This is a genomic window from Yersinia frederiksenii ATCC 33641 (assembly GCF_000754805.1).
Classification (GTDB): Bacteria; Pseudomonadota; Gammaproteobacteria; order Enterobacterales; family Enterobacteriaceae; genus Yersinia; species Yersinia frederiksenii.
In genome coordinates this window covers 4,163,025-4,176,613 of record NZ_KN150731.1, presented here as the reverse complement: position 1 = coordinate 4,176,613, position 13,589 = coordinate 4,163,025, and the positions used below count along the sequence as shown (strand labels likewise).

Below are 13,589 nucleotides of genomic sequence, written 5' to 3'. Positions count from 1 at the left end.
GCGACTCCGAATAGGTGAGAGCTGCGGATAACGGCATGCCGCTAGCAACACTGAGACTTTAAGTAAAAGGGGCTTTCCCGATAACCTAATGGCGCACAACACTTTCTTGTGCGCCATTTAGCGTTTAGCATGTTAGAAAACGCTAATAAGGGAACCACATGGGCCAATTATTACGCCGCATGGCAAAATTTCTGGGCATCACTGTCCCGGCGAGCTATACCTACCCCGCTTTGGATATCACGTTACCCGGTGAACGTCACTTTCACCTGGTCGGTAGCATTCATATGGGAACCGAAGGTATGTTTCCCCTTCCCCATACGCTGCTCAATAAGTTGAATCAGGCTGATGCCCTTATTGTCGAAGCTGATATCACTGAAACCGCCTCACCCTTTGGTAACGATAATCTTGATGAACCATTAGTCGACCGATTATCTGAAGAGTACTATCAACAGTTATTGCAACGCTGCGAAGAATTGGGTAGTGACCCTCAGTCAATGGCGTTTCTGCCTGCATGGCAGGTTGCCTTAATGCTTCAGGCCCGTCAGGCCCAACGTTTAGGATTACGTGGTGAATACGGCATCGATTACCAACTATTGAAAGCGGCCGCGGCACAGAGAAAAAACGTTATTGAGCTGGAAGGTGCGCAAATGCAGCTCGATTTACTCGATACATTGCCAGACAACGGCATGTCTTTACTGCTGGATACCTTAACCCACTGGCACACCAACGCCCGCCTGCTGCAAACTATGATGAGCTGGTGGCTGGAGCATCATCCGGTCAATGATTTGAGCACACTGGCGCCAACCTTTAGCCAGGGCCTGTATGACGTGCTAATGATTCAGCGCAACAAACGCTGGCAACAGCAACTGGAACAATTACCGTCCGGGCGCTACGTGGTGGCGGTCGGGGCGCTACATTTATACGGTGAAGGAAATCTTCCAGAACTATTGAAATCCGGCCTGCAATAAAAAAATGGCCGATATCGCTATCGGCCAGTCAAAGAGGAATTTTCATTATTTTAGTTATTAAGCTCTCATATTCCTTGCGGATAATATGAGCAGCAAGTACAGGGTAGCAACCTGACGATTAGATTAGCAACCGACATTCATCATAACCTGCATGACATTTGATCATTATGCTGATTTTGTTAGGTTAATTTTTAACCTCACGCCAATATTGATATGTCGGATAATCCACTGGAATAAATCTTCATTTTAAATCGGACGTTTATTATGACACCTGCAGTCGTTTTGCTGGAAAAACAAAAAGTTCCTTTCACCTTGCACCCTTATCACCACGATGCCACAGAAACCAACTTTGGTGATGAGGCGGTTAAAAAGTTGGGGCTCAATGCAGAAAGAGTCTATAAAACTTTGTTGGTTGCATTAAATGGCGATGCCAAAAATCTGGCGGTAGCCGTGACGCCAGTTGCCACTCAACTTGACCTAAAAAAAGTGGCCCGCGCATTGGGGGCAAAAAAAGCCGAAATGGCCGACCCGCAATTGGCACAACGCAGCACTGGCTATTTAGTCGGTGGCATTAGTCCATTAGGGCAGAAAAAACGCCTACCTACCGTGATTGATAGCCCGGCACAAGAATATGCCACTATCTATGTCTCCGGCGGCAAGCGCGGTTTAGACATTGAATTAGCAGCAACCGATCTATGCCGTTTACTGCAAGGCACCTTTGCTGATATCGCAAAAAGAGATTGATAAACCTGTTGGTTTAACAATGGGTGTGAAATAAGCCTCCATAAGTAAAAAGGAGGCTGCTAAATTCACTGCTTACTTATAAACAATCTCACCTTTCGGCTGATACTGACTGGCATCCAGTGGCGAGTGTTTCTCTATATACTGTTTCAGAACTTCTGCATCGATAAAACCAGTATTGACATAACCCGGCAAGGTATCAATCTTCGGATAGCCATCACCGCCTAGCGCGTTGAAATTTAATGTCGCCAGACGATAAGTTTTATTCGGCTCTAACGGCTTACCCTGTATTTTCACCTCGCTAACCCCCTCACCATCAGCCACCAGGCTAACATTGGCAAATTGAGCATAAGCGCCAGAATCTACTTTTTTATTTGCCACCACCGCCAGATACTTCTCAACCTCACGGCCTTTCATATCCGCGTAAACCAGAGTATTACCGAATGGTTGAACCTTAAGCACATCTTTATAAGTGATATCACCGGCTTCGATAGAGTCGCGAACCCCTCCGCCACTCATCACGGCAAAATCAGCACCCGCACGTTCCATTTGTGCGACCAATAACATACGGGCCAGATTGGTTTGCTCGAAACGGACTTTGCTGCGATCCCCTTCCAACTTGCCATTCACACTGCCCACCTTGATACCAAGCTGTGCTTTACCCTGCTCTTCAAATGGGGTCAAAAGCTTCAGCATGGATGGGTTTTGGGCAATCTCTTGCGTATAAAAAACTCGCTCACTGGTGCCATCCGCCTTCTCAACCTTTTTCTTCAAATTGATCGGGATTAACTGATAACTCACCAGTTTTAGCTCACCATTACGGAAGGTAAAGTCGGCCCGCCCCACATATTTACCCCATTCATGAGCCTGCACAATCCAAGTTCCATTTTGCCTGTCTGGGGCGCAAGGCGTCCCCGGTACATAATTCGCCTGTTTATGGTTCTCACTGGCCATACAAACCGGATCCTGCGAGTGACCACCCACTATCATATCCAGATAGCCAGCAGGCAAGCTGCGTGCCATCTCGACATCACCCGGAGCATTAGAGCCATGTTTGCCATCATCGTAATGCCCCATATGTGTCGCGGCGATAATGATGTCAGGCTTTGCTGTTTTTCTCAGTTGATCGACAACTTGCTTTGCCTCTACCGCAGGCACGCGGAACTCGATATCCGTGAAATACTCAGGATTCCCGATCTTTGCGGTATCGTCAGTGGTTAAGCCAATCACAGCAATTTTCACCCCTTGCTTATCAAACAAAGCATAAGGTTTGAATAACCGCTGTTGGGTACTTTTCTGGTAGATATTGGCGGATAATAGCGGGAAGGTCGCCCACTTTTCCTGCTGGCGCAGCACACTCAGTGGGTTATCAAATTCATGATTACCAATAGCCATGGCATCATAACCCACCAGATTCATACCACGGAAATCGGGCTCGGCATCCTGCAAATCAGATTCAGGCACACCGGTATTGATATCCCCGCCGGAGAGCAGTAGCAGGCTTCCCCCCTTGGCAGCAACTTGCTCGCGAATCTCATCAACAACTGTTTTTTGTGCCGCCAAACCATACTCGCCGTAATCGTTTTGCCAGAAATGCCCATGGTGATCATTAGTGTGCAAAATAGTAATGTCGTAAGTTTTGTTTTGTTCCCAGGCCGCCGCCCATCCCGGTGCAAACGCCAGCGACACAGCTAAGACACAGGCTGTGGTTGGTAATGAAAAACGCATGGCAAATCTCCATGTTGTCGTTAAAAACCAGCGCGATAAATGCCAGTTTAATGAGTGAAATTTGGGTGATACATATCAATATCATGATAAATCAAGATGATACTGTGACACACTTTGTATTGTAATGTGATGACGGAAGTACAAATTTCATAACTTTGGAATATATATCAAACTATGTCAGTAGTAGTAAAAATCATTCGAACTGCATAATATGTATTCGTTACCAACATATTATTAACAGTGAAAACTATTAGGCGAATACTCATTATGACCGATCGCTCTGAGACGGAATTCCAGCCTTCCGTTAATACTTCTGTAAAACGCACCTCTTTCTCTATTTTGGGTGCTATCAGCGTATCTCACTTGCTCAACGATATGATTCAGTCGCTGATCCTGGCGATTTACCCGCTATTACAAGCCGAGTTTTCACTGAGTTTTGCCCAGATAGGGTTAATCACCCTGACTTATCAACTGACAGCCTCACTATTGCAGCCCTTGATAGGTCTGTATACGGATAAACATCCCCAGCCCTATTCTTTGCCGATTGGCATGGGTTTCACCCTATCCGGTATTTTACTGCTCGCGGTTGCCACAACTTTCCCTGTGGTTTTACTGGCGGCAGCATTGGTTGGAACTGGTTCTTCAGTCTTCCACCCGGAATCTTCGCGGGTTGCTCGTATGGCATCTGGTGGTCGCCATGGTATGGCTCAGTCCATTTTTCAGGTCGGTGGCAATTTCGGCAGCGCTCTCGGCCCGTTGTTAGCGGCAATCCTGATTGCGCCTTACGGTAAAGGCAATGTTGGCTGGTTCTCACTCGCCGCCTTACTGGCGATTGTGGTGCTATTGCAAGTCAGTAAATGGTATCAACAGCAACAAAGAGCCAGTCATGGCAAAGTCATCAAGGTCTCATCGGCAAAAGTACTGCCGAGAAAGACGGTTGTTAGCACGTTAGCAATCTTAATGGTGCTGATATTCTCTAAATACTTCTACTTGACCAGCATTAGTAGCTATTACACCTTTTATCTGATGCATAAGTTCGGTGTTTCGGTGCAAAATGCTCAGATACATTTATTTGTGTTCCTCTTTGCTGTTGCCGCCGGCACCATAATTGGTGGCCCTCTCGGGGATAGAATAGGGAGGAAATATGTTATTTGGGGGTCAATCTTAGGAGTTGCACCATTTACCCTTATTTTACCCTATGCATCTCTGTATTGGATTGGAATTTTGACCGTGATCATTGGTGTTATCCTTGCATCGGCCTTTTCCGCAATATTAGTATATGCGCAGGAGTTGATTCCGGGGAAAGTGGGCATGGTATCTGGCTTATTCTTCGGTTTTGCTTTCGGTATGGGGGGATTAGGTGCGGCTGTACTGGGGTATGTGGCGGATTTAACCAGTATTGAACTGGTTTATCAAATATGTGCATTCTTGCCATTACTGGGGATATTTACTGCCTTACTGCCTAATATAGAAGATAAGTAATAGTAAAGACCTTATAATCCCGACCGAAACATATGTTTCAGTCGGGAGAGTTCCCTACGTAATCGTGATCAAAACATCAAGTCCCCCACAAACAAGCACTTCAAACAATTTTCATGCCAAACTAGTCTTTTAACGATAAAAATTTAATTTTTATCGCGCATTGATCGCATAAATGCAATAAACTGATGCTATTGCTGTGAAATGCTACCGCCCTCTATATCCCAATAGATCTTAACTTGCAGCGTAAGCCCGAAGAGTGGGCCCCTCATCAGGCTCACAATTTTGATAGCTTACTCAGGCAAATGATTTGCGCCGGGAGCAGATTTGGACACAGCCACACACCTGCAACTTAACAGATGGCGGGTATAACGAGAAGGAGTCTGGATGCACCACTCAACACCCTTAATTACCACGATCGTCGGAGGCCTTGTTCTCGCCTTCCTCTTGGGCACGTTGGCTCACCGCCTGCGCATCTCACCACTGGTGGGGTACCTTGCCGCAGGGGTGCTAGCCGGGCCATTCACGCCAGGTTTTGTCGCTGATACCTCATTAGCACCTGAACTGGCTGAAATTGGTGTTATTTTGTTGATGTTTGGTGTTGGACTTCACTTCTCGCTTAAAGACCTCCTCGCAGTAAAAGCCATCGCCATACCCGGCGCGGTGGCGCAAATAGCCGTCGCCACCTTACTCGGAATGGGGCTATCTCATTTATTAGGCTGGGACTTGATGGCTGGGTTTGTCTTCGGTCTTTGTCTATCAACCGCCAGTACCGTGGTATTACTGCGAGCACTGGAAGAGCGGCAACTCATTGATAGTCAACGAGGGCAAATTGCGATTGGCTGGCTGATTGTCGAAGATCTGGCGATGGTACTCACACTGGTCCTATTACCGGCATTTGCTGGCGTGATGGGAAATGAAACCACTAGCCTGAGCCAATTATTCACTGAGTTAGCAATTACCATTGGTAAAGTCATTGCCTTTATTACTTTGATGATTGTTGTGGGTCGTCGGTTGGTTCCATGGATACTGGCCAAAACCGCCAGTACTGGCTCCCGTGAGCTGTTTACATTAGCGGTGTTGGTATTGGCGCTCGGTATTGCCTACGGCGCTGTAGGGCTATTTGACGTATCCTTTGCTCTGGGTGCATTCTTCGCCGGAATGGTATTGAATGAGTCTGAACTGAGCCACCGAGCCGCGCAAGATACCTTACCACTGCGTGACGCCTTCGCCGTGCTGTTCTTCGTTTCGGTCGGGATGCTGTTCGACCCGATGATCTTGGTGCATGAGCCGTTAGCAGTAGTCGCTTCATTGGCGATCATCATCATTGGGAAATCAGCAGCAGCATTTATTTTGGTTCGGCTGTTTGGCCACTCAAAACGCACCGCACTTACCATTTCAGTCAGCTTGGCACAAATTGGTGAATTCGCCTTTATTTTGGCCGGGCTTGGGATTTCGCTTGGGTTAATGTCAGAGCATAGCCGTAATCTGGTGCTGGCAGGTGCAATTTTGTCCATTATGCTCAACCCGCTACTGTTTACTCTGTTAGACCGCTATTTAGCCAAGAATGAGACCATGGAAGACCTGATTCTGGAAGAAGCTGTCGAAGAGGAAAAACAGATCCCTGTCGATCTGTGCAACCATGCATTATTAGTGGGCTATGGTCGGGTCGGCAGCCTATTAGGGGCAAAACTGCATGCTGAAGGGATCCCACTGGTTGTTATTGAGAATTCCCGACCAAGAGTTGAAGCCTTACGTGAGCAAGGTATTAATGCAGTATTAGGCAATGCTGCCAGCGCTGATATTATGTCACTGGCGCGTTTAGATTGCGCCCGCTGGCTGTTGCTGACGATTCCAAATGGTTACGAAGCTGGGGAAATTGTTGCCTCCGCCAGAATTAAACGGCCAGACCTTGAGATAATTGCTCGCGCCCATTATGACGACGAAGTGGTTTATATCTCGGATCGTGGCGCGAACCAGGTTGTGATGGGCGAACGTGAAATTGCCAACAGTATGCTTAATATGTTGAAGATAGAAACGCTGACCGAAGAAGACAAACGCCCGCTTTGCCCAATTTAAAAACATTTCTGTATTATAAAGCAACAGGGCCAGCATATGCTGGCCCTGTTGCTTTATTTGACGACGATTATCTTTCCCAGTACGACTCTTCCAAACTGTCTTCCCGCTCAGGCAAGCCTCGGGTTAAACGCGGTGAATGCTGATTCAATACTTGATAACTTACTCTATTAGCGTATTTACACACTTGCGCCAATGAAGAATAACTCAGATAACTACGCACATGTTTGCTTGAGTTAGGAACATTATTACGGTGATAGCCATTAGCCGCAATGTCATGCAATACCGCAGATAAAGCACCATCTCCGGCCCCATTAGTATTCATTATTTTCTCAGGTCCGCCCATATAAGGAGCTATATGAGAATAAATACGTAATGGATTATCACAATGCTCTTTGCGCATTGCTCGACTAAATTCATACAAGTTAAACTCGGCAATGGCACCGGGTAATAATGGATGTTGAGTTTGGCGTTTATTAGCCTCTTCTGTATAACCTGCCATATACAGCCCATTAGGCCCAGCAGTACAAAGGACTAAATCAACCCAGTTCAATGCCATATCAGAGGCCATTAACGGATCATTCAGGCCCGTTAACTCATAGGCCTCATCTTCATTCATCGCTACGATAGAAACATGCTCCTTAAGGAAATCACGCCACCACTGCGGATTATCTGCAATGACATATTTCGTTCCTAATGTCATTACCACCGGAACATGGTGTTTCTTCGCATAACGAATAGCCTGCATAGTCGCATCAGGCATCGGCTCACCGGGTTTACAGCGCACCAGATAAGCAGTAAGGACCAGCGCTGATGCACCTGCAATGACATCTTCAGGAATACTTTCTGGCCGTAGTTGATTCATTTGGCCTGGACTGATAGCAAATGTTCGCTCACCATTATCCGTAATAAGAGTGAAACAACGGCCAATAGCGCCATCAACTGCCTGCAAATAGTTTAAATCTGTACGACTAGAGGTGTTACACAGATATCGATAGGCATAGCTACCAATTTTAATATTACTGCACATGGTACCTAACAAAATTGAACGGTCATCCGCTAGCACAGAATAATTGTGCAACGTATTACCGATGGTACCGCCAGCAAACTCATGAGTAATCAGTCCGTTAGCCGTCAGTTCTTGATAAAGGCGCTCTGCGACATCATCCTCGATAACCAAAGAGTGCCCCTGACTAAGGCCATAACGCACAATAAAGTCCTCATCGACCTTCGCTTCAATATCAACCAGCGTCTGATCAATGCCAACAATATAAGATGTACTCACCTCATTTTCTGTCTGAGCCGGTTGCAATAAGGGATCGCGGGCATTAACAGGAAAATAGTGTTTAGATTTGCGTTTGCCAGGAAATTTCATTGTTGTGAGTTACAAATTTAGAAATGAAAAGATAAAGAATTTTAGCACAACTCATCAGGTATTCAGCGAACATAGCCATTCGGATTGGATTGCTGCCATTTCCATGCGTCTTTTAACATATCCGTTAAGTTTCTTTTGGCCTGCCAATCTAATTCTTTGAAAGCAAGTTCTGCACTTGCCCAGCATTCTGCAATATCACCAGAACGACGCGCCACTATCTCAAAAGGAATTTTTTTACCGGATATACGTTCAAATTCCGTGATCATCTGAAGTACTGAATACCCAACACCGGATCCGAGATTATAGGCCTTGAAACCTTTAGTCAGTTTATTCAGTGCACAAAGATGCCCTTCGGCGAGATCCATAACATGGATATAGTCCCGAACACCTGAACCATCCACGGTAGGATAATCATTACCATAGACGGCTAACTTAGGGAGTTTTCCAATAGCAACTTGCGTGATAAAAGGTAACAAGTTATTAGGTTTCCCATTTGGATCCTCACCAATTAAACCTGATGGATGGGCGCCCACCGGATTAAAATATCGCAGTGCCCGAATAGAAAAATCTGGATGGGCAAAAGAGAAGTCTTTTAATATTTGTTCAACCATGACCTTGGAAGAACCATAAGGATTTGTAGTGCCACCAATACGGGCATTTTCGGTCAACGGTACACATTCAGGGTCGCCATATACCGTGGCTGATGAGCTGAATATCAATTTTTTCACACCAGCAATAACCATCTCTTCCAGCAAGATAATCGAGCCGGTAACATTATTGTGATAATACTCAATCGGTTTAGCGACTGATTCGCCAACTGACTTCAAACCAGCAAAATGAATAACGGCATCAATTTTGTGCTCAGAAAATATTTTTTTAAGGCAATGTCTATCTAATACATCACCTTGATAAAATATTGCATCTCGGCCAGTGATTTTAGCTACACGTAGCAATGATTCCGCTGAAGCATTAGATAAATTATCTAATACAATAACATCATCGCCTTGTTCTAATAAAGTTAATACCGTATGTGAGCCAATATACCCTGCACCACCGGTCACTAAAATAGTCATAATTTACCTATTCAATTTGATGAGTTAAGGCTGGTATTGTTGACCAAGAATAATTTCTCGACATTTATCTTTAACGCTATTTATATCAAATTTATTCTTTTGTTTCTGAGCCGCTTTATAGAATGAATCATAATTTGCGAATACAGTATTAAGTGCAGACTCCAACTCTTCTGTCGTATTCTCAATTAAAATGCCATTTTGATCGACAACCTCACCGCAACCACCAACGTTACTGAGAATCACCGGCAGACTCGCACTTGTTGCCTCAATGGCCGCCATTGGTAAACCTTCACTTTCTGACGTTAATACAAAAACATCGTACTCACTAAATTTATCGAACCCTTTGATTTCACCATAGAAATGAATATTCTCATAACGATCATATTCTTTCTTAAGCTCTTGGTAATACTCACCATCACCAACAATATCGAGATCATATTGAGGATTGGCTGCAGCAACTTTTAAAATTAAGTCAGGCCGTTTGGGATACGCTAATCTGCAAACGTAAATAATTTTATTCTGGCACTGACGATCTGGCCGCTCAACTAGTGGTGTTATAGCATTCAGTTGGGTCACGATTTTTTCAGGCTTAATACCGATAATATTAACGGCTTTATCAGCATCACTTTGAGAAACGCACCATACAACATCTGTAATATATGACAGTAATTTTTCGATATAACAGAAGATAAATCTCAACAGATTGCCATTATAAATACATGACCAACCATGAGAAACATAGACACCACGGAAGCGTAAGAATAAACGAGCCAATCGACTATAAAGACCGGCATTAGCCGAACTAGACACAACAACATCAACTTTATTATCTTTAAGAGTTTTATATAAAGAGTAAATAGCTTTGATGCTGGCCATTTTCCTAATCTCAGGAATAATAACCACTTTGTCACAAACAATAGTTTCAGTGAGCCACCCCGGCTCAGAGGTTATCAAAATAATTTTGCAATCATCTTTGAGTAGCTTAACTTGTTCAAGAACCCAGCCTTGAGCACCGCCAATGATTGATTTAGTGATAACAAATGCAATAGTCTTCATATCAGTTCCATAAACAACAAAATGCAAACATAGCCAGTGAACAGCCCACGAACTATCAATGAACAGTCATACTTTCTGCATTTTCGCCGTGAGTCTTTTGCCAAACTACGTCGCAGATACCATCTGTTGGCTGAAATCCTGCAGGCGCCTCTAATAATAAAGAGCGAATAGACTCATAATTAAAGTCATTACAGGCAGCTTCAATTCTATTTAGCAAAACCTCCAAGTTATGCCATTCCAGCATAACTTCAGTTGCTGTCATAATTCGCGGATGATAAGTATTTTGCACAGACTCTCCAATCAGCAGTTCTTCATATAGCTTTTCACCAGGGCGTAGACCTGAGATCTCTATTGCAATATCACCATCAGGATTGTCTTCACTCTTAATTGAAAGTCCGGAAAGGTTAATCATCCGCTTAGCCAGATCGATAATCTTAACGGGATCACCCATATCCAATACAAAAACGTCGCCACCTTGCCCCATAGCACCTGCTTGAATAACAAGCTGAGCAGCTTCTGGAATGGTCATGAAGTAGCGAATAATGTCTTTATGGGTAAGAGTGATTGGCCCCCCTTCTGCAATTTGTTTCTTAAAGAGAGGCACAACAGAGCCTGACGACCCCAAAACATTGCCAAAACGAACCATACAAAACTTCGTTTTATCTTGCTCTTTCGACAATGCTTGCAATATAAGCTCGGCCATTCTCTTGGTCGCCCCCATGGTATTGGTTGGTCGAACCGCTTTATCTGTAGAAATTAGAACAAATTTTTCCACTCCAGATTTGATTGCTGCTTTGGCACAATAAAGAGTGCCGAATATATTATTTCTAACCCCTTCAATAACATTATTCTCAACCAGAGGGACATGTTTATAAGCGGCTGCATGGTAGACAGTATTAACCTTAAAGCTAGACATTACTTGGACTAAGCGCTGCTCGCTTTGTACCGACCCAAGCAGTGCTACAAATTTTGTATCGATATGATGATTTCTACAGATTGATGCTATTCCATTCTCAATGGAGTAAAGAGAAAACTCAGAAATATCAAAAAGAATTAATAAGCTTGGCTTTTCAACAATAATTTGGCGACACAACTCAGAGCCAATTGACCCTCCAGCACCAGTCACCATAACTACTTTGTTAGTGATATTTTTAGCTAATAATTTTTGATCCGGCACCACCGGATCTCTTCCCAATAACTCTTCTATAGATACTTTTTTCAAGTTACTGATTTGTGCTCGACCTTCAACTAAGTCAGACATACCAGGAATAGAGAGAACTTCACAAGAAAGATTTTCAAGTTTACTGACTACCGCTCGGCGCTGGCTCTGGCTAACACTTGGCATTGCAAGCAATATTTTTTTGATCCCATAGCGACCAATTAAATACTCAAGTTTTTCTGAGGGGTAGACTGTAACACCATGAATAACAGCCTTATGTAACTTAGGATTATCATCGACAAATGCGATGGGGAAATATTCACTTGCTTGCATAAGAGCCGGTACGAGTTGCCGGCCTGATGCACCCGCTCCATAAATTACTACCGGGATTTGCCCCCTGACACCATAATTTAATAGCATTCGAAAGAATAACCGAGAGCCGCAAATGAAAACTGCTGAGAAAATAAAGAACATGACTGAGACTGTTCTTGGTAAGTATACACCTAAAAAGTAAGAGCCCAACACCAGCAAACCAGAGGATAATATAACTCCGACTATCACCACATTGACGATCTTTGCACTTACATAGCGTAGTACAGTCCGATATAAACCCAGTTTTATATAAACCAAAAGAGTCGGTGGTATAATTACAGCCAAGGCAACCCACTGTTCAACACTGGTAAATGGACTATCTACATCCAGTCGTACCCAAAAAGCGCCCCAATATGCTAAAGCAATTAGAATAGTATCTAACAACAACATAATGACTCGTTTGACAGGCCTTGGTAAAGATAACAAAAATACAATAAACATAGAGTACCAACCCCAAGACGAAATACGCCATTAAAAAATGGATAAACCGAGTTTCTTAATTATAAATTTAACCAGCTAGTTATTATTGATTCCTGCACTAAGTTTATAATCAATATACAAAAGAGGAGTATAGGAAATAATCAATGCAATGATAGGATTAACTATGTTTAGTCCAACCAGCAATGCAATTGGAAATAGCCAGACAACATTGATAGCAATAGCAAGTAAAGTCACTGGCAAGTGACGTTTAAATTTCCTAGAGGCAATCTGATAGCCATGGCTCCGATGAGCCTCATAAACTTTAAAACCACCAAGAACTCTACGTACCAAAGTCCAGGTGGCATCAACGATAAATAAACCTAATAAAATTAGCCAACAGAAGAAGAATTTAGTTTCTATCCAACCGGCACTTATCGCCAAAGAACCAATAATTAGTCCCAAAAATCCACTACCAGCATCTCCCATAAATATTTTTGCCGGTGGGAAATTCCACAATAAAAATCCTAAAACAGTACTCGCGAGTAACCAAAGAACCAAATAGCTATTCAGTTCAATGTGATCGCCACTGATAAGATAGATAACAATCGCGCCAATACAGGCAGTTACCGCTTCGGCGCTTGCTAAACCATCAATACCATCCATAAAGTTGTAGAGATTCAGCATCCATACCAGAAATAGTAAACCGAACAAGCTGCCAAAGAGCCCAAGATCAATGGTATAGTCTGAGATAGTTAATACAGGGAAACCCCCTAAACAGAATAGTAAGAATGCAGCAGCAGAAAAATGGGCAAGGAGACGCCAACGAGCAGCAATATGTCCATGATCATCCCAAAATCCAACTAGCGCAATTATTCCGCCAGAAATAATTAACCCAACAGTGGGTAAAAGGGTCAGATAACCTTGAAAATAGAACAATATAATACCAATGAGAAAACTCACAACTATAGCGACACCACCTCCCCTTGGCGTTGGGATAACATGCGAGCTACGAGAGTTAGGTGTATCAATAATATTATTCTTTAATGCATAAACACGTAATAAATACGTTAGCATTACAGATACAACAAAAAAAATTGACATTAACAATATTAAATTTGGCATTTTAACCCCAATTCAATCTA

Annotated in this window: 10 protein-coding genes; 4 read left to right on the top strand and 6 right to left on the bottom strand. The window is 43.6% G+C overall.

Annotated elements, in window-relative coordinates; all coding sequences use genetic code 11:
* Positions 1 to 158 precede the first annotated feature (158 nt).
* The gene (locus DJ58_RS03465; RefSeq protein WP_004707690.1) at positions 159 to 968 is read left to right on the top strand and encodes a TraB/GumN family protein; all 810 of its coding nucleotides are present in this window, start codon (positions 159 to 161) and stop codon (positions 966 to 968) included.
* A 264-nt stretch (positions 969 to 1,232) separates the two neighbouring features.
* Positions 1,233 to 1,712 (top strand): Cys-tRNA(Pro)/Cys-tRNA(Cys) deacylase YbaK, encoded by a 480-nt coding sequence (gene ybaK / locus DJ58_RS03470; RefSeq protein WP_004707688.1) that lies wholly within the window; start codon positions 1,233 to 1,235, stop codon positions 1,710 to 1,712.
* A 72-nt stretch (positions 1,713 to 1,784) separates the two neighbouring features.
* Here ybaK and ushA read toward each other — a convergent pair whose 3' ends face one another.
* Entirely contained in the window at positions 1,785 to 3,437 is a 1,653-nt protein-coding gene (ushA, locus tag DJ58_RS03475; RefSeq protein ID WP_004707687.1) for a bifunctional UDP-sugar hydrolase/5'-nucleotidase UshA, read from the bottom strand.
* 267 nt (positions 3,438 to 3,704) lie between these two features.
* On the opposite strand from ushA, the gene rosA reads away from it, so the two are divergent.
* Together rosA and ybaL are read left to right on the top strand one after the other, a co-directional pair.
* Complete coding sequence (gene rosA / locus DJ58_RS03480; protein WP_004707682.1) at positions 3,705 to 4,919, top strand: MFS transporter RosA; 1,215 nt, start codon at positions 3,705 to 3,707, stop codon at positions 4,917 to 4,919.
* Between the two features lie 384 nt (positions 4,920 to 5,303).
* A complete protein-coding gene (ybaL, locus tag DJ58_RS03485) occupies positions 5,304 to 6,995 on the top strand; it encodes a YbaL family putative K(+) efflux transporter (protein WP_032910686.1) in 1,692 nt (563 codons plus the stop codon).
* A gap of 67 nt (positions 6,996 to 7,062) precedes the next feature.
* Here ybaL and DJ58_RS03490 read toward each other — a convergent pair whose 3' ends face one another.
* The 5 genes from DJ58_RS03490 to DJ58_RS03510 form a co-directional block, all read right to left on the bottom strand.
* Positions 7,063 to 8,367 carry an inosine/guanosine kinase gene (locus DJ58_RS03490; protein WP_004707679.1) on the bottom strand — a complete coding sequence of 435 codons (1,305 nt, stop codon included), beginning with the start codon at positions 8,365 to 8,367 and terminating at the stop codon, positions 7,063 to 7,065.
* Positions 8,368 to 8,429: 62 nt separating this feature from the next.
* Positions 8,430 to 9,440 (bottom strand): UDP-glucose 4-epimerase GalE, encoded by a 1,011-nt coding sequence (galE, locus tag DJ58_RS03495; protein WP_004707677.1) that lies wholly within the window; start codon positions 9,438 to 9,440, stop codon positions 8,430 to 8,432.
* Positions 9,441 to 9,464: 24 nt separating this feature from the next.
* Positions 9,465 to 10,496 (bottom strand): glycosyltransferase, encoded by a 1,032-nt coding sequence (locus DJ58_RS03500; RefSeq protein WP_004707675.1) that lies wholly within the window; start codon positions 10,494 to 10,496, stop codon positions 9,465 to 9,467.
* A 55-nt stretch (positions 10,497 to 10,551) separates the two neighbouring features.
* A complete protein-coding gene (locus DJ58_RS03505; RefSeq protein WP_071985020.1) occupies positions 10,552 to 12,468 on the bottom strand; it encodes a polysaccharide biosynthesis protein in 1,917 nt (638 codons plus the stop codon).
* A 75-nt stretch (positions 12,469 to 12,543) separates the two neighbouring features.
* Positions 12,544 to 13,569 carry an MraY family glycosyltransferase gene (locus DJ58_RS03510; protein ID WP_032910685.1) on the bottom strand — a complete coding sequence of 342 codons (1,026 nt, stop codon included), beginning with the start codon at positions 13,567 to 13,569 and terminating at the stop codon, positions 12,544 to 12,546.
* Positions 13,570 to 13,589: the final 20 nt, after the last annotated feature.

Excerpts from the sequence above, each read along its gene's own strand:
- DJ58_RS03465 (WP_004707690.1), top strand. The coding sequence starts at position 159 with ATGGGCCAATTATTACGCCGCATGGCAAAATTTCTGGGCATCACTGTC.
- ybaK (WP_004707688.1), top strand. The coding sequence starts at position 1,233 with ATGACACCTGCAGTCGTTTTGCTGGAAAAACAAAAAGTTCCTTTCACC.
- ushA (WP_004707687.1), bottom strand. The coding sequence starts at position 3,437 with ATGCGTTTTTCATTACCAACCACAGCCTGTGTCTTAGCTGTGTCGCTG.
- rosA (WP_004707682.1), top strand. The coding sequence starts at position 3,705 with ATGACCGATCGCTCTGAGACGGAATTCCAGCCTTCCGTTAATACTTCT.
- ybaL (WP_032910686.1), top strand. The coding sequence starts at position 5,304 with ATGCACCACTCAACACCCTTAATTACCACGATCGTCGGAGGCCTTGTT.
- DJ58_RS03490 (WP_004707679.1), bottom strand. The coding sequence starts at position 8,367 with ATGAAATTTCCTGGCAAACGCAAATCTAAACACTATTTTCCTGTTAAT.
- galE (WP_004707677.1), bottom strand. The coding sequence starts at position 9,440 with ATGACTATTTTAGTGACCGGTGGTGCAGGGTATATTGGCTCACATACG.
- DJ58_RS03500 (WP_004707675.1), bottom strand. The coding sequence starts at position 10,496 with ATGAAGACTATTGCATTTGTTATCACTAAATCAATCATTGGCGGTGCT.
- DJ58_RS03505 (WP_071985020.1), bottom strand. The coding sequence starts at position 12,468 with ATGTTTATTGTATTTTTGTTATCTTTACCAAGGCCTGTCAAACGAGTC.
- DJ58_RS03510 (WP_032910685.1), bottom strand. The coding sequence starts at position 13,569 with ATGCCAAATTTAATATTGTTAATGTCAATTTTTTTTGTTGTATCTGTA.